This is a genomic window from Burkholderia sp. AU18528 (genome assembly GCF_002223215.2).
In the GTDB taxonomy this organism is placed as follows: domain Bacteria; phylum Pseudomonadota; class Gammaproteobacteria; order Burkholderiales; family Burkholderiaceae; genus Burkholderia; species Burkholderia semiarida.
This window is the reverse complement of the sequence record NZ_NKFC02000005.1, coordinates 471763-490760: the sequence shown is the minus strand read 5'-3', so window position 1 is coordinate 490760 and position 18998 is coordinate 471763. Positions and strand designations below refer to the sequence as shown.

The window sequence follows — 18998 nt, the reverse complement described above, 5'->3', positions numbered from 1 at the left end:
GCGGCGCCGCCCGGCGTCAGCGCAGCGGCGTGCCGGCCGCCGCGGGCTGGGGCGCCGCCGGGTCGGCCGGCGTCGCGGGCGCGACCTTCTCGAGGCAATAGCCGAGGCCGCGCACGGTCGAGATCCGCACGCCGCTCGGTTCGATCTTCTTGCGCAGCCGGTGCACGTAGACTTCGATCGCGTTGTTGCTGACTTCCTCGCCCCATTCGCACAGGTGATCGACGAGCTGTTCCTTCGACACGAGGCGGCCGATCCGCTGCAGCAGCACCTCGAGCAGGCCGAGTTCGCGCGCCGAGAGATCGAGCACGTGATCGTTCGCATACGCGATGCGGCCGACCTGGTCGAACGCGAGCGAGCCGTGGCGCACGACGGTCGGCCCGCCGCCCGCGCCGCGCCGGGTCAGCGCGCGCACGCGCGCCTCGAGCTCGTTGAGCGCGAACGGCTTGGCCATGTAGTCGTCGGCGCCGAGGTCGAGCCCCTTCACGCGCTCGTCGACGCTGTCGGCGGCGGTCAGGATCAGCACGGGGAGATTGGAATTGCGTGCGCGCAGGCGCTTGAGCACGTCGAGCCCGGACATTTTCGGCAGCCCGAGATCGAGGATCAGCAGGTCGAAAGTCTGCATCGACAGCGCGGTATCGGCGTCGACGCCGCTCTTCACGTGATCGACGGCATAGCCCGATTGGCGGAGTGACCGGGTGAGGCCGTCCGCGAGTATGCTGTCGTCTTCGGCGATGAGAATTCGCATGTTGCTGACCGATGGCCGGCGAGGCGTTCGTGCCGGCGCGGCTGTCTCCGAAGTTATCCGTGTACAACGCAGCCTGCATTGCGGGCTTGCATAAAACACTGTTTTTTTATACAGTGTCTGCATTCGTGGGCGGCGCTTGAAAGCGGGCGCGCCTCTAACAGACGCTGCTCATCATAGCAAAGGACGATTCATGGAAGATAGCAAGAAGGGCTCCGGGATGACCGCCGAGAAGAGCAAGGCGCTGGCGGCCGCACTCGCGCAGATCGAGAAGCAGTTCGGCAAAGGCTCGATCATGCGCATGGGCGACGGCGAAGCGGCCGAGGATATCCAGGTCGTCTCCACGGGCTCGCTGGGTCTCGATATCGCACTGGGCGTCGGCGGCCTGCCGCGCGGCCGGGTGGTCGAGATCTACGGTCCGGAATCGTCCGGTAAAACCACGCTCACGCTGCAGGTCATCGCCGAGCTGCAGAAGCTGGGCGGCACCGCGGCGTTCATCGACGCCGAGCACGCGCTCGACGTCCAATATGCCGCGAAGCTCGGCGTGAACGTGCCGGAGCTGCTGATCTCGCAGCCGGACACCGGCGAGCAGGCGCTCGAAATCACCGACGCGCTGGTGCGCTCGGGCTCGATCGACATGATCGTCATCGACTCCGTCGCGGCGCTCGTGCCGAAGGCCGAAATCGAAGGCGAGATGGGCGATTCGCTGCCGGGTCTGCAGGCTCGCCTGATGTCGCAGGCGCTGCGCAAGCTGACCGGCACGATCAAGCGCACGAACTGCCTCGTGATCTTCATCAACCAGATCCGGATGAAGATCGGCGTGATGTTCGGCAACCCGGAAACCACGACGGGCGGCAACGCGCTGAAGTTCTACTCGTCGGTGCGTCTCGATATCCGCCGGATCGGCTCGATCAAGAAGAACGACGAGGTGATCGGCAACGAAACCCGCGTGAAGGTCGTCAAGAACAAGGTATCGCCGCCGTTCCGCGAAGCGATCTTCGACATCCTGTACGGCGAAGGCATTTCGCGCCAGGGCGAGATCATCGATCTCGGCGTGCAGGCGAAGATCGTCGACAAGGCGGGCGCCTGGTACAGCTACAACGGCGAGAAGATCGGCCAGGGCAAGGACAACGCGCGTGAATTCCTGCGCGAAAATCCGGAAATCGCGCGCGAGATCGAGAACCGCATCCGCGAATCGCTCGGTGTCGTCGCGATGCCCGATGGCGTAGTCAACGAAGCCGAGGCGATGGACGAAGAAGAGTGATGGTTGCGCGCCGAGGTCAGGCTGGCGAGCCGGCGGAGCACGACACGCCCGAAACGGCGGGTCGCTCCGGGCGGCGAGCCGGATCCTCGGGCGCCGACCGGCGGGGCGCAGGCGGCAACGCCGCGAACCGCACCGCGACGAGGGCATCCGACGATGCCCTCGTTTCGTTTGAGATTGCCGCACCGGACGACCCGTTCGACGACGATGAGTCGTTCGACGCGCACGACCGCTCCCGCCGTCGCGTGTCCGGTGTCCGCTTCCCGGGCGATCGCGTCCCGGACGATCGCGCAGCCGATGCGCCCGCGACGGAAGATGTCTATACGCGCAGCAGCCAGCATCCGCGCCGCATACGTCGCACTGCCGGCGCATCTTCCCGCGGCGCTGCTTCGAGCGACGCGTCGGGCGTAGGCGAGCGCAAGCCGTCGAAACCGCCGCGGTCGTTGAAGGGCCGTGCGCTCGGTTATCTGTCAAGGCGCGAATACAGCCGCGCGGAGCTTGCGCGCAAGCTCGCCCCCTACGTCGGCGAAGACGAGTCCGTCGAACCGGTGCTCGATGCGCTGGAACAGGAAGGCTGGCTGTCCGACGCGCGCTTCGCCGAGAGTCTCGTGCATCGCCGCGCGTCGCGCGTCGGCGTCGCGCGCATCGTCAGCGAACTGAAGCGCCATGCGGTCGGCGACAGCCTCGTCGAAGCGGTGAATGCCCAATTGCGCGAGACCGAGTTGACGCGCGCGCAGGCCGTGTGGCGCAAGAAATTCGGTGCGCTGCCGCAAACGCCCGCCGAGCGCGCGAAGCAGGCGCGCTTCCTTGCCGCGCGCGGCTTCTCGAGCGCGACCATCGTGAAGTTGCTGAAGGTCGGCGACGATTTCCCGCTCGACGACTGAGCCGCCCGGTCGCGCGCGGGGCGCGCGATTTTGCTGCATCGCAACCGCTTCCGGACAGGCGGGAATACCCGCCGTCGAGGCCGGATGTCTCAAATACCCAATATGCTAAAATCCACGGGTTTTCCTCTTCGGCCTCAACCTCCAGCATGCCGCTATCCGAGCCCGTGCCCCGTCAGTTGCGACATCGACGCGCAATCCGAGCGGAAGCCTACGAGCGCGGCGACGGCTTGTGGGACATCGAAGCCTGCCTGACCGACCACAAGCCGCGCGATGTCGCGCTTGCGTCGGGCATCCGGCCCCAGGGCCTGCCGATCCACGAACTCTGGCTACGCGTGACCATCGATCGTGACCTCAATGTCGTCGACGCCGAAGCGTCTTCGGAATGGGTTCCCTATCCCGGTCACTGTCAATCCGCTTCTCCCGCCTATCGGGCCCTCATCGGGCTCAACCTCTTCCGCAATTTCCGCCGCAACGCGAACCGGCTGCTCGCCGGCGTCGCCGGCTGTTCCCATCTCACCGAACTGTGCGCCGTGCTGCCGACGGCCGCGATCCAGGCGTTCGCCGGTGATGTGTGGAACGTGCGCGAGGAGGGCGGCGAAGGGCCGGACCATGACGGCGTGCACGCCGAACCGCCTTTCCAGCTCGGCCGCTGCCGGGCGCTGCGATTCGACGGCGAGGTCGTGCGGCAGTACTACCCGCGCTGGTACGGCCCGATTCGGCCGGATCTGCCCGGTGAAGGCAGCACGAAGGAATGAACGGAAATCATTCGAAGAAGCGTCTTAAGCGACTTTTCATCCAACTCTCAGACTGAAGGGAATCACGCATGAAGATTCACGAGTACCAGGGTAAGGAAATCCTGCGGAAATTCGGAGTCGCGGTACCGCGCGGCAAGCCGGCGTTCTCGGTTGACGAGGCCGTCAAGGTGGCGGAAGAGCTCGGCGGCCCGGTATGGGTCGTGAAGGCTCAGATTCACGCGGGCGGCCGTGGCAAGGGCGGCGGCGTGAAGGTGGCGAAGTCGATCGAACAGGTGCGCGAATACGCGAACCAGATCCTCGGCATGCAGCTCGTCACGCACCAGACGGGCCCCGAAGGCCAGAAGGTCAACCGTCTGATGATCGAGGAAGGCGCCGACATCAAGCAGGAACTGTATGTCAGCCTCGTCGTCGACCGCATCTCGCAGAAGATCGTGCTGATGGGTTCGAGCGAAGGCGGCATGGACATCGAGGAAGTCGCCGAAAAGCACCCGGAACTGATCCACAAGGTCATCGTCGAGCCGTCGACGGGCCTGCTGGACGCGCAGGCCGACGACCTCGCCGCGAAGATCGGCGTGCCGGCTGCGTCGATTCCGCAAGCGCGCGCGATCCTGCAAGGCCTGTACAAGGCATTCTGGGAAACCGACGCTTCGCTGGCTGAAATCAACCCGCTGAACGTCTCCGGCGACGGCAAGGTCACCGCACTCGACGCGAAGTTCAACTTCGATTCGAACGCGCTGTTCCGTCACCCGGAAATCGTCGCGTACCGCGATCTGGACGAAGAAGATCCGGCTGAAATCGAAGCGTCGAAGTTCGACCTCGCGTACATCTCGCTCGACGGCAACATCGGCTGCCTCGTGAACGGCGCGGGCCTCGCGATGGCGACGATGGACACCATCAAGCTGTTCGGCGGCGAGCCGGCGAACTTCCTGGACGTCGGCGGTGGCGCGACGACCGAGAAGGTCACGGAAGCGTTCAAGCTGATGCTGAAGAACCCGGACCTGAAGGCGATCCTCGTGAACATCTTCGGCGGCATCATGCGCTGCGACGTGATCGCGGAAGGCGTGATCGCCGGTTCGAAGGCCGTGAACCTGAACGTGCCGCTCGTCGTGCGCATGAAGGGCACGAACGAGGACCTCGGCAAGAAGATGCTGGCCGATTCGGGCCTGCCGATCATCTCGGCCGACAGCATGGAAGAAGCCGCGCAGAAGGTCGTCGCGGCTGCCGCAGGCAAGTAAGCACGCGCTAATGAACACGTATGGCGGCGCGGCTTGCACGCGACGCCCATCGAACAGAGGTCAAAATACATGTCGATTCTGATCAACAAGGACACGAAGGTCATCACGCAGGGCATTACCGGCAAGACCGGTCAGTTCCATACGCGCGCCTGCCGTGAATACGCAAACGGCCGCGAAGCATTCGTCGCGGGCGTGAACCCGAAGAAGGCCGGCGAAGATTTCGAAGGCATTCCGATCTACGCGAGCGTCAAGGAAGCGAAGGCGGAAACCGGCGCGACCGTGTCGGTCATCTACGTGCCGCCGGCAGGCGCGGCCGCTGCGATCTGGGAAGCGGTCGAAGCCGACCTCGATCTCGCGATCTGCATCACGGAAGGCATCCCCGTGCGCGACATGATCGAAGTGAAGGACCGCATGCGTCGCGAAGGCCGCAAGACGCTGCTGCTCGGGCCGAACTGCCCGGGCACGATCACGCCGGACGAGCTGAAGATCGGCATCATGCCGGGTCACATCCACCGCAAGGGCCGCATCGGCGTCGTGTCGCGTTCGGGCACGCTGACGTACGAAGCGGTTGCGCAGCTGACGGCACTCGGCCTCGGCCAGTCGTCGGCAGTCGGTATCGGCGGCGACCCGATCAACGGCCTGAAGCACATCGACGTGATGAAGATGTTCAACGACGATCCGGATACGGATGCGGTCGTGATGATCGGCGAAATCGGCGGTCCGGACGAAGCCAATGCCGCCGAGTGGATCAAGGACAACATGAAGAAGCCGGTCGTCGGCTTCATCGCGGGCGTCACGGCGCCTCCGGGCAAGCGCATGGGCCACGCCGGCGCGCTGATCTCGGGCGGTGCGGATACGGCCGAAGCGAAGCTGGAAATCATGGAAGCGTGCGGCATCACCGTCACGCGCAACCCGTCGGAAATGGGCCGTCTGCTGAAGAAGGCGCTGTAATTGTTTCCGTTGGGCTCGTCCTGCAGAAAACGCCGGCTTTGCCGGCGTTTTTTGTTATGCTCCCGCAATGAATTCGTAAGCACCGGGCATGCGTCATGCATGTGCCGGCGATGAACCGGGTCGCCCGCGAGGCGGCCGTTGTCCTTTCCTCACCTCCATGCTCGAATTCCTGACCTCGCTGCACTGGGGCGCCATTCTCCAGATCGTCATCATCGATATCCTGCTCGGCGGCGACAACGCGGTCGTGATCGCGCTTGCGTGCCGCAACCTGCCGGCGAACCAGCGGCTGCGCGGCGTCGTCTGGGGCACCGCGGGGGCGATCCTGCTGCGTGTCGCGCTGATCACGTTCGCGGTCGCGCTGCTCGACGTACCGTTCCTGAAATTCGGCGGCGGGCTGTTGCTGCTGTGGATCGGCATCAAACTGATGGCGCCGGCCGCCGACGCGCACGACAACATCAAACCGGCCGACCGGCTGTGGGATGCCGTGAAGACGATCGTGATCGCCGATGCGGTCATGAGCCTCGACAACGTGATCGCGATCGCCGGCGCGGCCGAGCAGGCCGACCCGTCGCACCGGCTCGCGCTCGTGATCTTCGGGCTCGTCGTCAGCGTGCCGATCATCGTCTGGGGCAGCACGCTGGTGCTGAAGCTGCTCGACCGTTTCCCGGTCGTCGTGGCGCTCGGCGCCGGGCTGCTCGGCTGGATCGCGGGCGGGCTGATCGTGAACGACCCGGTCGGCGACCGCTGGCCGGTGCTCGATACGCCACCGGTGGTCTATGGCGCGAGCATCGCCGGCGCCCTGTTCGTCGTGGCGATCGGTTACGCGCTCAGGAAGCGTCGCGGCGTGACGCACGCGCCCTGACTGGCCATCCGGCCGACTGTCGGCTTCGCGGCCCGCTGGCTACGATCGAGACGCCTGCCTGTATCGGCAGGCGTTTTTCGTTTCCGGAGCCTGTCATGTTCGAAGCTTTTTCCGTTTCCCTGTTTCGTCGCATTGCCGCCGACCTGCGGCGCGCGAACCGGCCGTCGCCGCGCTGGCGACCGGCTGGCTTCACGCTGATCGAACTGATGATCGTGCTGGCGATCGTCGGCGTCGTCGCCGCCTATGCAATTCCCGCGTACCAGGATTACCTCGCGCGGTCGCGCGTCGGCGAGGGCCTTGCGCTCGCGTCGTCGGCGCGGCTCGCGGTCGCCGACAACGCGGCGAGCGGCGCGAGCCTCGATGGCGGCTACAGCCCGCCTGCCGCGACCCGCAACGTCGAATCGGTTGCGATCGACGGCGCCACCGGCCAGATCACGGTCGCGTTTACCCCCCGCGTCGCCGCGGCCGGCGCGAATACGCTGGTGCTCGTGCCGTCGGCGCCGGACAAGGCCGATGCGCCCACCGCGCGCGTACCGCTCAAAAAGGGGGCGATACAGGCGGGCGCGATCGCGTGGGAATGTTTCGCCGCCGGCAAGGAGGCATCGTCGCTGCCCGCGCCGGGAGCGGGGCCGTTGCCGGGTAACGCCGCGACGCTGCCCGCGAAATATGCGCCCGCGGAGTGCCGTGCGTAGCGCCGCCGCCGGTATGGAAGGGCGGTGGCCCGTGCGCAAAGCCGGCCGCCGCGTGTCCGATGCGGCGGCGGCCGCGCCGCGGTTCATCGCGCGTGCGCCGCACAGAGCGGGGAAAGTTTTGTATAGTGCGCCGGTTGCTGACACCCGGTTCGCTCATGCCTTCTACCTTTTCCCGTTCGTTGTCGCTCGTTGCGCTGGCTGTCGCCCTGATCGTGCCGTATGCGATCACGAATCACACGTATCCGATCCCGACCTTCTATTCCGAGTTTTCCGCGCTCGTGCTGTATCTGTTGCTGGGCGTATCGGTCGTGCTGCTCGCGCGCACGGGCCGGCCGGTCAAGCCGTTCGCGGCGCCGGCTGCGTTCGTCGTGCCGATTGGCTTCGCGGTGGTGCTGATCGCGCAACTGGCGCTGATCCCGCTCAAGGTGCCGTCGATGAACTGGCTGGCGCTCGGTTATCTGGCCGCGGCGCTCGTCGCGATGCAGGCCGGCTACGCGCTCGCGCGCGACGGGATCGCGGAAACCGTGTCGCGGATGATGGCCGGTGCGCTGCTCGTCGGCGGCGTGTTCGCGGTCGGCACGCAGATCGTGCAGTTGTTCCACCTCGAGTCGGCTGTCTCGCCGTTCGTCGTGGTGTACAACATCGCGGTCGACCGCCGTCCGTACGGCAACATGGCGCAGGCGAACCATCTGGCCACCTATATCGCGTTCGCGATGGCGGGCGCGCTGTATCTGGTGCAGACCCGCCGGCTCGCGGTGTGGGCATGGCTCGCGCTGTCGATCGTGCTGTCGGTCGGCCTCGCGCTGACGGTGTCGCGCGGGCCGTGGCTGCAGGTCGCGGTGATGGTCGTCGCGGGGTTCTGGATGGCGTGGGTCGAATCGCGCCGCACGCAGGGCAATGCGCGTGCGTGGCTGATCCCGGTCGTGCTCGCCGTTGCATTCATCGCGGTGAACGTCGCGGTGCGCTGGGCCAACGTGCACTACCACCTGAATCTCGCGGAGTCGGCAGCCGACCGGATGCGCGACGCCGGGCAGATCGCGCCGCGCCTCGCGCTGTGGAAGTACGGGCTCGCGATGTTCCGCGAGCATCCGCTGCTCGGGGTCGGCTGGGGCGAATTCCCGTCGCACCAGTTTGCGCTCGCGCGCACGCTCGGCGGCGTCGAGATCGCGAACAACTCGCACGACATCTTCATCGATCTGCTCGCGAAGTCTGGTCTGGTCGGCCTCGGCGTGCTCGCCGTCACGCTCGTCGCGTGGTTCGTGCGCGCGGTGCGGGCGCCGCAGTCGAGCATGCGCGTGTTCGGTTTCGCGCTGATCGGCATCCTGCTGATGCATGCGCTGGTCGAGTATCCGCAGCAATACATGTTCTTCCTGCTGCCGGCGATGTTCGTGATCGGGCTGCTCGACGTGAAGCCGCTGCGCATCCTGCCGGGGCGCGCGGCATTCGGGCTGTTCGCGGTGCTGTCGTTCGGTGGCGTGCTGGCGGCGGTGCCGGTGCTGCGTGACTACCAGCGCGCGGAAGTGCTCTATTACGGCAGCAGCCCGGCCGCGCAGTATCGCGATGCGCCGTCGCGGCTGTTCGGCGCGTGGGGCGATTACGGTGCGGCGACGCTGCTCACCATTTCGTCGGAGAACCTGCCGCTCAAGCTCGCCGCGCACGAGCGCGCGATCGCGCTGCTGCCGGGCGAGACGGTGCTGCGCCGCTACGCGGTGCTGCAGGCGCTGGCCGGCCGCGAAGCCGACGCGCTCGATACCGTCGCGCGCCTGCATGTGTTTGCAAAGGAATTGAAGGACTGGCCGCAACAGCTGGCCGCGTTGTACAAGCTGTGCGATGACGAGCCCACGCTGAAGACGTTCCGGGCCGCACTGGCAGCAAAGTACGGGGAAGCGCCGGCCGACGCGGGCGACGACTCGGACGACGACGATTCGGATTGACCGGCTGCGCGTGCCGGCACGGGGAATACCGGCGTCTATCGGTTGCGATGAAGGCGGATCGACGTCGGGCCCCGCGGCCCGGTGCACGCGCAACGCGCCACGCCGGTCGGGTATCGATTACATCGCGGATCGCGTGGATTCCGCTCGAATGGGCGGCGATTCGCGTCAACCATTGTCAAATCGCCGCCGTTGACCGGGTGGCGCGTGCACAATGCGCGAAAGCGCTCGCATGAAAGCGGCGCGGGGCTAACCGGTGCGAGCGTAGAAAACGCCCGCGGCTATCCGGGACATTCCACGAACAGGATCGCGGTCGAGCGTCGCTCGGCCGTGCGGCCGTAACGGGGCGCCGGTCCGATGGCCGCGGCGCGGTGCAACACACGCGGCGCGGCCGGGGAAGGCTTCCGTCGCGCGGCGCGCGTGCCCAGACCAGTACTCAAGAACGATATTCGACCATGGCTATCCGCTCGACCTACCTGATCCTGCCCGCCGTCACGATGCTGTTTTCCGGCTGCGCGATGCTGACGTCGTCGCAGGAAAGCAAGCTGACCTGCCACATTCCGCGCGCGGTCTATCCGGATACCGCGAAGCCGCTCACGCGCCAGGCGACCGTGCTGGTGCGCGCATTGATGACGGCGTCCGGCGAAGCGCAGAACGTGACCGTGACGACGAGCAGCCGCAATGCGGCGGCCGATCGCGCGGCCGTCGAGGCGATGACGCACGCGAGTTGCACGCAGACGGGCGCGACCGCGAATCCGTTCCTGCTCACGCAACCGTTCGTGTTCGAGCCGTCACGTGGCCAGTGAGGCGAGGCACCGTGGCAGACGGCGCGCGCTCAGAAGGTTCGCTTCTTGAGCGTATAGCCGTGCAGCCGGTACAGCGTGTTGGTCTGCGCGTCGAAGTAGGCGCCATGTGCGGTCTTGTCGATCGTTTTATTCCAAGACTTGCCGGCGTCGGTGCTGCTGAACGTCAGGTCGATCGGGGCGCCGCCGCCGGTACCGCCGCTTCCGGAGTTCGGATCGGTTGCGTAAACGAGCAGGAGGCCGTCGCGACCGACGCTCATACCGTCGAGCGTGAGCTTCTCGTCGAACGTGCGCAGTTGCTGCACGGCCTCGGGATGGTCGGTCGTCCACGTGGAAATGGCGCCCGTCCGGCGGCCATTGTCGTGAGCCTCTCCATTTTGCGACTTGTCGAGACGCGACAGTATGTACACCGAATAACGTGATCCCGATTCCGGTGTGGTCGGCGTGGTGTCGAGCGCAGTGATGACCTGGCCTGGCAGCACGGTATCCGTCACGAATGCGTGCCGCCCCCAGTCGAGCCGGGCGACCACGCTGTGAGCCGGTGCGTCGGCAGTCTGTGCGACAGCGTAGGCGATCCGCAGAACCCCGTCCGGGCCGAGGCTGATTTCATTGAAATCCTGGCGCGTTTCGCTTTCGACGTGTGCATCGGCCGGCACGTCGACCGCTTGCCACGTGTTTCCGCCGTCCGAAGTCCGCCATATGCGGGGGCCCCAGCCGGCCGCGTAGCCGCGCTGCGGATCGAGAAAGAGCAGGCGGCCGATGTTCTGGCTGGCGGGCCATCGAAGTTGCGACCAGGTCTGGCCGCCATCGGTCGATTTCCACAGCTTGGTGGTTTGTGGCGCGTCGCCGCCTTGCGCCTCGGGAGCCTTGTAGTTCATCCATGACGTGCTGATGAACTGAACGATCCAGTCTGGCGAGTACCACCAGGCGGCATTCTGGCCGACCTGTTGGAATTGGCGCTTCATCCCGCCGTCGATTGTGCCGCGGAAGAAGCTGATCGTCATGCGGTTCAGCAACTCGCCGGTGTCGTTCATCCATGCTTCGGTCGGCTCGGGCCGCTGCGGCTCGTTCGATTCCGGCTGAGGCTTGAACGTTACTACGGGATTGGCGAGCTTGACGCTCATCACGTCATTGCCCTTGATGCGGAAACTGTTGCCGCCGTATGGCGTGTCGTCCCGCATGAAGTGCGTCGAAATCGCCTCCCGATCCGTCGTGGAGCGGATATAACTGAATGTCACCACGGCCAGGACGGCGAGGCTCACGACGAACCCTATCCGGCGAGTGTGTGTTTGCATCTCATTGGATATGCGGTTACCCCGAGACACGACCGACTCGGCAGGACCGGTATCTGACGGCTCGGGCAGGCGTCGCGTCGCGATCGTGCGGCCGGGCCCCGCATTGCTCGGTCATTTCGGATCGGCCGCAGGCCGCGGAGCCGACGCCCGAATCGCGACGGGAGCCCCGCGGTCATCGCATCGGAACGGTCAGAACTGCCGCTTCTTGAGCGTATAGGCGACCAGTGAATACAGCGTGTTCGTTTGGGCATCGAAATATCCGCCCTGAGTCAGTTTCTCCCTGCTCGAGTTCCAGGTCTTTCCCGCGTCGCTGCTGACGAACGTGAGATCGAGCGGTGTGCCGTTGCGGCTGGAGTCGGTTGCGTAGACGAGCAGCAATCCGTCCCGGCCGACGCTCAGGCTATCGAGCGTCAGTCTGTCGTCAAACGTATGCAACTGCTGAACCTGCTCGGGTGCACTGTTCGTCCAGGTAGAAATGGCGCCGACGCGTTGTCCTTTGTCGGCGGGATCGCCGGAATTGCGCGGTTCACCGAGGCGCGACAACGCGTAAAGCGCATAGCGATTCGACGCGGTTGGAGACGAGGACAGGTTGACGACCACCTGTTCGGGCAAAACGGCATCCAGCGCGAACTCGGATTGTTCCCAGCCGAGCCGATAGACAACGCTTCCGGCGGCAGCTTGCTCGGTTTTCCCGACGTGGTATGCCACGCGCAAGGTACCGTCCGGGCCAAGGTCGATGCCGTCAAAGGTGCGGCGGGGTTTGCCGGATTCCGCGGCACCCGGTGGCAGTGCGATTTCCCGCCACGACTGACCACCGTCGGACGTGCGCCACACGTGCGGGCCCCAACCGATCGCATAACCGCGCTGCGGATCAAGAAACAGCAGGCGGCCGATGTTCCGGTCTTCGGGCCACGCGAGCTGCACCCAGTCGCGTCCGCCGTTGGACGACTTCCAGAGCTTGGTCACTTGCGGCGTCAGTCCATCGGCAGGCTGAGGCGACTTGTAGTCCATCCAGCCGGTGCTGATGAATTCGACCGTCCAGTCCTTGGCGTGCCACCAGGCGGCGGTCTGGCCCACCTGCTTGAAATGGCGCGTCATGTCGCCGTTCACCGGGCCGCGCCAGAATTCGACCGACGTCCGGTTCAGCGTTTCGCGACTGTCGTTCATCCAGGCTTCGGCCGGCTCCGCTTTTTCCTTGTCCCTCCATTCCGCGTAAGGCTTGAACGTGATTTCAGGATCGCTGATCTTCAGCGTGATCGCCTCGTTTCCCGATATCACGAAGTCGCCCCCGCCGTATGGCTTGCTGTTCTTCATGAAAGTGTTGGAAACGACCTGCCAGTCATTCGACATATATGAGAACCCGACAATCAAGACAATGAGCACGACTGCCGCAACCAGCGACAGCTTCACGGATTTTTTCGTCATTTCATTTCGGCATCAGTTTTTCGATTGCCTGTGCAACAGGGTCGATGACATGTTCGTTGACGGCATCACCGGCCTTTTTTGCATATTCCACGGTATTGTCGACGTATTGCTTGCCCACGCCGACACCACTGTCGAATGCCTGGGAGAACGTCCTCACATCGCCCCATTCCTGGGCGTTAGGTTGCTTGAGGATATAGTACATGTCGACAGGCCCGAGCCCGGCCAGACCGCCGTCGAGATAGGCGAGAGGGTGGGTCTTGAACGCGTATGTCTTGAAGGTGTCGTCGTCCAGTTCGAGCGAGTACTGCGGCACGTTCATCGAGCAGCTTCCGCTGTTCGGCTTCTTGCCCCGGATCGAAATGGTGTCGCCGCGCATGTTCTGCTGCAAACCTTGTTCCAGGTAATGCTGCAGGAACCAGCGTGCGCTCGCAAGCCACGCCTTGCCCTTGTCGCTCAATTGCGGGAGCAGGTATTTACCGTAATTCGAGCAGTAGTAGTAACCGTAACTCACGTAATATCCAGGCGGCTTATGCCCGCACCCGATATGACGCATCATGAAATTGCCGTGGCGGGACCAGTCGGAATCGGTGCTTTCGGCTTGTATCAGGTTCTCCCGCCGATGCAGCAGGTCACGGGCAACTTTCGTGTCTTTCCACGGATCCCATGACGTCGCGAATTTCTTGACGGTCGCCCAAATACTCGACGTGCTGACCTTTTCGACCGTTTCCCAGTATTCGCCATGCAGTGGCCGGTAGTAGTACGGACAGGTTCCAATAATGGAATCCGCCGCCGGCGTCACATGCTTGTCGCAGATGTTGATCTGCACCTTCGGCCGATCCTGGTATCCCGTCGGGGTGAGCATCGCCGCACCTGTCCCGAGCACCTTGTCGTGTTGTCCGTCAGCCATTCGATTTCCCCAGAAACTTGACGACGACGTCGTGCGGCACGTGGCTCTGCGTGAGCCCGGTTTCGCCTGCCGCGTTGGTGACGCCCTCCGAGATCAGCTTGCCGTTCGAGAACATCTGGTACCGCGTGTTCGCGACCGGAATGTCGGTGCCGGCCCAGTGCGCGATGAACGCCTGGTCGTAGTTGCCGCTGGAGTTCGGCAGCGTCGGCATCGTTTGCGACAGGTGGGTGGGGCCGCTGAACGCATGCTGCGCGCCCTTGATGTCGATCTTGCCGGGCGCGTGCACCTCGATGTTGCCGTCCGCGATGCGGATATAAGCGCCGCCGGACGTCAGCAGGATTTCTTTCGCCGCGGCGCCCTCGACCGATTGCGTGACGGCGATCAGCTTCAGCGCCTTCTGCGCGGTCAGCTCGATGTTGTCCGCCTGCGCCTGCACTTCGACCTTGCCCTTGCCGGCGAACAGCTTCATCCCCGCGTTCTGCGCGAACAGGCTGATCCGGTCGAGGACGCTGGCGATCACCGATTTGCCGGCGGCGACGTGCGTGCTTTGCCCGCTGACGAGGTTGATGTGCTGGTCCGCGGCAAATTGCGCGGATTGCTGCGTGGACAGCCCGATGCCGGCCGGGCTGCCGAACAGCATCACGGGCTCCTTGAACGCATTGGCCGAGCCGGTTCCGCCACCTGCGGTCCTGCCGCCGGCGCTGCTGCCGCCCACGCTGTGCTGCGTCGCATCGCTGAACTGCTTCAGCGCCGTGTGGCCGGCGTCGAGCGATTCGCCCTGATGCTGCGCGCTGACCTGCGACATGGCGTCGATCAGCCCTTGCGCGCGCACGAGCTGCTCCCGCGTCTCGTCGACGTCGAGCGGCTGGCTTGCCGCCTGCTTCGGATGCGTCGTCACATACAGCCCGCGGTTCGCGCGCACCGCGCCGTATGCGTCGGAACGCAGGTCGAAGCCGCTGCCGAGATAGCTGCCGCGGTTGTTGCCCGTGTGGTCGATCAGGTAGCCGAGGTGCAAGTGCGTGTTGGCCTGGCTGCTGTACAGGTGCACGCGGTTCTGTGCGGTCGCGTCGTCGAGCACCAGCTGGTTGTAGCCGGCGCCCGCATATTCCTTTGACCGGTATCCGGACAGGAGCCCGTTGCTGTGCCATTGCGGACGCGTCGCGCCGTTGTAGACCTTGCCGACGACGATCGGGCGATCGCAGTCGCCGCCGAGGAAATCGACCAGCACTTCCTCGCCGGCGCGGTGCGGGTGAACGGCGCCGTAGCCATTGCCCGAATCGGACGCCGTGGCGCGCAGCCAGCACGACGCCTTTTCGTCGCCGTCGTTCACGCGGTCCCAGTGGAATCGGACCTTGACCCGGTTGAGCTCGTCCGTGTGAACCTCTTCGCCCTGCGGGGCGACGACGATCGCCGATTGCAGGTGCATCGGCGGCTTCGCATGCTCGAACGGGCTGCGGAACGGCACCGTCGTGCGCTGCGCTTCGATGCGGATCTGAAAGAAGCCCTCGCTGCCGTCGGGATGCCGCACGCGCGACAGGTCGTTATCGGTTTCCCGCATGAGGCGGCCGATCTCGGCCTGCAGGCTGTGCGGGAAAACGGCCGACTCGTCGGCCACGGGCAGGTTGTTGACGATGACCCACGTCGTCTCGATCACGGCGAATTCGCGTTGACCGGCATCGTCCTTGTCGTGTTCGGGATGATCGGCGAACTCGAACGTGCGTCCCGCATCCATGCGTCGCACGCCGCCGACACCGTGAAAGCGCTTGGCGTGCGATTCCTGTTCTTCCATCCAGATCTTCGACAGATGGTCGCCGCGCGACTGTTCGGGATACGTGTACGCACCCGTGTATTCGTAGACTTCGAGTTGCCCCGGCAGGTCGCCCTGGTTCGCGATCGTCGGCGTGTGAGTGGCCTTCGGATTCGACGCGGTGGGCGGCTGCTTGTAGTCGAACGTGCGCGTAGTGCGCGCGACGCTTCGCAGCGTGCGCGTACCGGCGAACTGGACGAGCGTGTCGGCTTCGTCGCCCGCGCCCGCGTGATGAAAGCGCACGGTTCGCGGCGACAGCGCGGGCAACGCATCGAGGCGATCGACGATGACGAGCCGGTGCGACTTGCCGTCGTCGTCCTGTTCCCAGAAACCGTACAGGCCTTCCGATTCCATCAGGCGATGGACGAAATTCCAGTCGTCCTCGTATTGCATGCAGAACGAGCGCGACGGCAGCGGCTGGTAGAGCTTGAACGTGAAGCGGCCCTTGGCCTGCGGGTGCTGGTTCAACACGTCGGCGATGATGTCGTCTGCCGACCGGTCCTGCCAGATCCGCTGATCGCGGCGGAATTTCAGGAAGTGCAGGAACGACGCAAAAACGACCTGAAAGTGCGTGAGGCCGCTGTCCGATCCGAGCCGTCGGACCGCATGCACGTAGCCGTGGTGTGGCGCGTACGATTGGTCGGCCTGCTGGATCCACAGCGTCACCGGCTGCGCGATCAGTTTCTTGAGTTCGACGTCGTCGGATACCGACACGGTATCGACGGTGAACTCGAAATGGCGTCCGAGCCGCGACCGGCCCGTGACCCGCTGCGGCAACAGGACGTCAGGGCCGAGCGGGGTATCCAGCTTGACGAGGCGCTCGTGCTGGACCGGTCCGGCCAGCAACGCGCTTCTTGACGCTTGCGAATTCATCACCAGGGCTCGCTTTGTTGTGCTGTTTTGCTGGTTCGCACGCTCTCTCGTGCGGAATCCGGTAATTGTATGAGATAAACGGCTTTATCTCGAATTTGCGGGCCGGCCGCGCCCGGCCGTTCAGCCCGCCGCGTCTTCCGCCTTCCAGTCCCCCGACTTCCCGCCGCGTTTCTCCCGCACGCTCACGTCGGTGATCACCATTCCGCGATCGACGGCCTTGCACATGTCGTAGACGGTCAGCAGCCCGACCTGGACGGCCGTCAGCGCTTCCATCTCGACGCCGGTCCGGCCGAACGTCTCGACCTGCACGACGCAATGCACGGCCGGCAGCGCGTCGTCGAGTTCGAAGTCGACGGCCACGCGCGTGAGCGCGAGCGGGTGGCACAGCGGGATGAGGTCGGCCGTGCGTTTGGCACCCTGGATCGCCGCGATGCGCGCGACGCCGAGCACGTCGCCTTTCTTGGCCTTGCCGTCGCGGATCAGCGCGAACGTGGCCGGCAGCATCCGGATCGTGCCGCGCGCGATCGCGATGCGCCGGGTTTCCTGCTTGTCGCCGACGTCGACCATGTGCGCATGGCCGGCGGCATCGAAATGGGTGAGTCCTGACATGTCTTCCTCTTGTGAGAACGGAGTGCGCGCGCACGTCCGTCGATCGCTGCTTCGCGATCGGCCGGGTACCGGAACCCATGCCGACGCGGCGAACCGATCCAGCCTCGCGACGGGCGCCTATCATAGCAGCGGCGTCTGCGTCGCCGGGGGCGCAGATGACGCACGCGCGGCACGGGACAGTCGTCGCGGCGCCGGTACAATGACCCGAATATTCAGACCAAACGCCGCGATGCGCACCGCTCGCGCGGGACGGCGTCGTTTTCATCCTGCCATGCGTGTCAAACAGTTGCTTGCCGTGTCGCTGTCGGCGGCGCTCGCGCTGCCGCCGGGCGGCCATGCTCAGAGCGCATCCGCGCCACCGCTCGAGCCGGCGGCCGGCGGCGGGACGTCGATTTCCACCGTGCCGTCCGGCATCGCGACCGGCGTGTTCGGTACATACGGCGGCGCGGAGAGCCGATTCTCGGGCGCGGCCGGTGCGTCGGCGCCCGTCGCGAGCTTGCGCGCGCCGCTGCGTGCACTGGAGCTGCCCGATCTCGGCGATGGCTCCGGCGGTTCGCTGACGCCGCGAGCCGAGCGCCGGCTCGGCGAGCGCGTGATGCGCGAAGTGCGGCGCGATCCCGACTATCTCGACGACTGGCTCGTGCGCGACTACCTGAACGCGATGGCGGCGCGGCTCGCGGCCGCGGCGGCCGCGCGCTACATCGGCGGCTACACGCCGGACTTCGACCTGTTCGCGGTACGCGATCCGCAGATCAACGCGTTCTCGATGCCGGGCGGCTTCATCGGGATCAACAGCGGGCTGGTGGTGACGACGCAGACGGAATCGGAGCTCGCATCGGTGGTCGGCCACGAGATGGGCCACGTGCTGCAGCGGCACATCGCCCGGATGATCGGCGCGAACGAGAAGACCGGCTACACGGCGCTCGCGACGATGCTGCTCGGCGTGCTGGCCGGCGTGCTCGCGCGCAGCGGCGATCTCGGCAGCGCGATCGCGATGGGCGGGCAGGCGTATGCGGTCGACAACCAGTTGCGCTTCTCGCGGTCGGCCGAGCGGGAGGCCGATCGCGTCGGCTTCCAGCTGCTTGCGGGGGCCGGCTACGACCCGTACGGGATGCCGGGCTTCTTCGAGCGGCTCGACCGCGCGTCGATGGGCGATGCGGGCGTGCCGGCCTATGCGCGCACGCACCCGCTGACCGGCGAGCGGATTGCCGACATGGAAGATCGCGCGCGCCGCGCGCCGTACCGGCAGCCGCGCCAGTCGGCCGAATACGGGTTCGTGCGTGCGCGTCTTCGCGTGCTGCAGAACCGGGCGCCGACCGACATCTCGGCCGAGGCGCGGCGGATGCAGCTCGAGATCGACGATCGCACCGCGCCGAACGTCGCGGCGAACTGGTACGGCATCGCGCTCGCGAACACGCTGCTCGGCCAGTACGACACGGCGGACAAGGCGCTCGCGTCGGCGCGCGGCGCGTTCGACGCGCGCGAGCGGCGCGACGACGATCCGGCGACGAGTTCGCCGAGCCTCGACGTGCTGGCCGCCGACATCGCCCGCCGCGCGGGCCGCACCGACGACGCGGTGCGGCTCTCGGCGCTCGCGCAGCGGCGCTGGCCGGCGTCGCACGCGGCGATCGTCGCGCACCTGCAGGCGCTGCTCGCCGCGCGCCGTTTCGCCGAAGCGCAGACGCTCGCCCGGGCGCAAGCGAAGGCCGACCCCGAACAGCCGGACTGGTGGGATTACCTCGCGAAGGCGAGCGACGGCAAGGGCGACGTGCTCGCGCGGCGCCGGGCGCTGGCGGAGAAACTGGCGCTCGACGGCGCGTGGCCGTCGGCGATCCGGCAACTGAAGGAAGCGCGCGATGCGAAGGACGTGTCGTTCTACGAGCAGTCGATCATCGGCGCGCGGCTGCTGGAATTCGAGGCGCGCTACAAGGAAGAGCGCGACGACGAGAAGAACGGCCGCGGGTAG

General features: G+C 65.8%; 16 protein-coding genes. 10 read left to right on the top strand and 6 right to left on the bottom strand.

Going from position 1 to position 18998, the window contains the following annotated elements; all coding sequences use genetic code 11:
* Positions 1-16: 16 nt before the first annotated feature.
* Positions 17-745 carry a response regulator transcription factor gene (locus CFB52_RS13880; RefSeq protein WP_059578609.1) on the bottom strand — a complete coding sequence of 243 codons (729 nt, stop codon included), beginning with the start codon at positions 743-745 and terminating at the stop codon, positions 17-19.
* Positions 746-935: 190 nt separating this feature from the next.
* Between CFB52_RS13880 and recA the strand changes: the two genes are divergently transcribed.
* The 9 genes from recA (at position 936) to CFB52_RS13835 (ending at position 10119) form a co-directional block, all read left to right on the top strand.
* Positions 936-2006 carry a recombinase RecA gene (gene recA / locus CFB52_RS13875; RefSeq protein WP_059578606.1) on the top strand — a complete coding sequence of 357 codons (1071 nt, stop codon included), beginning with the start codon at positions 936-938 and terminating at the stop codon, positions 2004-2006.
* Positions 2006-2887: a recombination regulator RecX gene (gene recX, locus CFB52_RS13870; protein ID WP_059578603.1), complete on the top strand. Its 882-nt coding sequence runs from the start codon at positions 2006-2008 to the stop codon at positions 2885-2887. Before recA ends, recX begins: the two co-directional genes overlap by 1 nt.
* Positions 2888-3033: 146 nt before the next feature.
* On the top strand, positions 3034-3642 hold the full coding sequence (locus CFB52_RS13865; RefSeq protein WP_050014576.1) for a DUF2889 domain-containing protein: 609 nt from the start codon (positions 3034-3036) through the stop codon (positions 3640-3642).
* A gap of 68 nt (positions 3643-3710) precedes the next feature.
* A complete protein-coding gene (sucC, locus tag CFB52_RS13860) occupies positions 3711-4877 on the top strand; it encodes an ADP-forming succinate--CoA ligase subunit beta (RefSeq protein ID WP_006477915.1) in 1167 nt (388 codons plus the stop codon).
* A 69-nt stretch (positions 4878-4946) separates the two neighbouring features.
* The gene (gene sucD, locus CFB52_RS13855; RefSeq protein WP_006477916.1) at positions 4947-5828 is read left to right on the top strand and encodes a succinate--CoA ligase subunit alpha; all 882 of its coding nucleotides are present in this window, start codon (positions 4947-4949) and stop codon (positions 5826-5828) included.
* A gap of 157 nt (positions 5829-5985) precedes the next feature.
* Positions 5986-6690 carry a TerC family protein gene (locus CFB52_RS13850; RefSeq protein WP_099316787.1) on the top strand — a complete coding sequence of 235 codons (705 nt, stop codon included), beginning with the start codon at positions 5986-5988 and terminating at the stop codon, positions 6688-6690.
* A gap of 95 nt (positions 6691-6785) precedes the next feature.
* Positions 6786-7382, top strand: a complete 597-nt coding sequence (locus tag CFB52_RS13845; RefSeq protein ID WP_060315093.1) for a pilin — start codon at positions 6786-6788, stop codon at positions 7380-7382.
* A gap of 155 nt (positions 7383-7537) precedes the next feature.
* Positions 7538-9316 (top strand): Wzy polymerase domain-containing protein, encoded by a 1779-nt coding sequence (locus CFB52_RS13840; protein WP_099316786.1) that lies wholly within the window; start codon positions 7538-7540, stop codon positions 9314-9316.
* A 452-nt stretch (positions 9317-9768) separates the two neighbouring features.
* Entirely contained in the window at positions 9769-10119 is a 351-nt protein-coding gene (locus tag CFB52_RS13835) for a TonB family protein (protein ID WP_099316964.1), read from the top strand.
* Positions 10120-10148: 29 nt separating this feature from the next.
* Here the strand turns inward: CFB52_RS13835 and CFB52_RS13830 are convergent, their stop codons facing one another.
* The 5 genes from CFB52_RS13830 to moaC all read right to left on the bottom strand — a co-directional run bounded on the left by CFB52_RS13830 (position 10149) and on the right by moaC (position 17032).
* Complete coding sequence (locus CFB52_RS13830; protein ID WP_099316963.1) at positions 10149-11297, bottom strand: glycosyl hydrolase; 1149 nt, start codon at positions 11295-11297, stop codon at positions 10149-10151.
* Positions 11298-11600: 303 nt separating this feature from the next.
* Positions 11601-12836, bottom strand: coding sequence for a WD40/YVTN/BNR-like repeat-containing protein (locus CFB52_RS13825; RefSeq protein ID WP_373680946.1), 1236 nt, complete (start codon positions 12834-12836; stop codon positions 11601-11603).
* A gap of 1 nt (position 12837) precedes the next feature.
* The gene (locus CFB52_RS13820) at positions 12838-13743 is read right to left on the bottom strand and encodes a hypothetical protein (RefSeq protein ID WP_059643057.1); all 906 of its coding nucleotides are present in this window, start codon (positions 13741-13743) and stop codon (positions 12838-12840) included.
* Positions 13736-16423 carry a type VI secretion system Vgr family protein gene (locus tag CFB52_RS13815; RefSeq protein WP_099316785.1) on the bottom strand — a complete coding sequence of 896 codons (2688 nt, stop codon included), beginning with the start codon at positions 16421-16423 and terminating at the stop codon, positions 13736-13738. Before CFB52_RS13815 ends, CFB52_RS13820 begins: the two co-directional genes overlap by 8 nt.
* Positions 16424-16543: 120 nt before the next feature.
* The gene (moaC, locus tag CFB52_RS13810) at positions 16544-17032 is read right to left on the bottom strand and encodes a cyclic pyranopterin monophosphate synthase MoaC (protein ID WP_059643063.1); all 489 of its coding nucleotides are present in this window, start codon (positions 17030-17032) and stop codon (positions 16544-16546) included.
* A 271-nt stretch (positions 17033-17303) separates the two neighbouring features.
* Here moaC and CFB52_RS13805 point away from each other — a divergent pair, with 271 nt between their 5' ends.
* On the top strand, positions 17304-18998 hold the full coding sequence (locus tag CFB52_RS13805) for a M48 family metalloprotease (protein ID WP_060011305.1): 1695 nt from the start codon (positions 17304-17306) through the stop codon (positions 18996-18998).

Coding starts and splice junctions, on each gene's coding strand:
- sucD (WP_006477916.1), top strand. CDS start 4,947: ATGTCGATTCTGATCAACAAGGACACGAAGGTCATCACGCAGGGCATT.
- CFB52_RS13840 (WP_099316786.1), top strand. CDS start 7,538: ATGCCTTCTACCTTTTCCCGTTCGTTGTCGCTCGTTGCGCTGGCTGTC.
- CFB52_RS13835 (WP_099316964.1), top strand. CDS start 9,769: ATGGCTATCCGCTCGACCTACCTGATCCTGCCCGCCGTCACGATGCTG.
- recA (WP_059578606.1), top strand. CDS start 936: ATGGAAGATAGCAAGAAGGGCTCCGGGATGACCGCCGAGAAGAGCAAG.
- CFB52_RS13865 (WP_050014576.1), top strand. CDS start 3,034: ATGCCGCTATCCGAGCCCGTGCCCCGTCAGTTGCGACATCGACGCGCA.
- CFB52_RS13880 (WP_059578609.1), bottom strand. CDS start 745: ATGCGAATTCTCATCGCCGAAGACGACAGCATACTCGCGGACGGCCTC.
- CFB52_RS13815 (WP_099316785.1), bottom strand. CDS start 16,423: ATGAATTCGCAAGCGTCAAGAAGCGCGTTGCTGGCCGGACCGGTCCAG.
- moaC (WP_059643063.1), bottom strand. CDS start 17,032: ATGTCAGGACTCACCCATTTCGATGCCGCCGGCCATGCGCACATGGTC.
- CFB52_RS13850 (WP_099316787.1), top strand. CDS start 5,986: ATGCTCGAATTCCTGACCTCGCTGCACTGGGGCGCCATTCTCCAGATC.
- CFB52_RS13830 (WP_099316963.1), bottom strand. CDS start 11,297: ATGCGGGACGACACGCCATACGGCGGCAACAGTTTCCGCATCAAGGGC.
- recX (WP_059578603.1), top strand. CDS start 2,006: ATGGTTGCGCGCCGAGGTCAGGCTGGCGAGCCGGCGGAGCACGACACG.
- sucC (WP_006477915.1), top strand. CDS start 3,711: ATGAAGATTCACGAGTACCAGGGTAAGGAAATCCTGCGGAAATTCGGA.
- CFB52_RS13825 (WP_373680946.1), bottom strand. CDS start 12,836: ATGACGAAAAAATCCGTGAAGCTGTCGCTGGTTGCGGCAGTCGTGCTC.
- CFB52_RS13845 (WP_060315093.1), top strand. CDS start 6,786: ATGTTCGAAGCTTTTTCCGTTTCCCTGTTTCGTCGCATTGCCGCCGAC.
- CFB52_RS13805 (WP_060011305.1), top strand. CDS start 17,304: ATGCGTGTCAAACAGTTGCTTGCCGTGTCGCTGTCGGCGGCGCTCGCG.
- CFB52_RS13820 (WP_059643057.1), bottom strand. CDS start 13,743: ATGGCTGACGGACAACACGACAAGGTGCTCGGGACAGGTGCGGCGATG.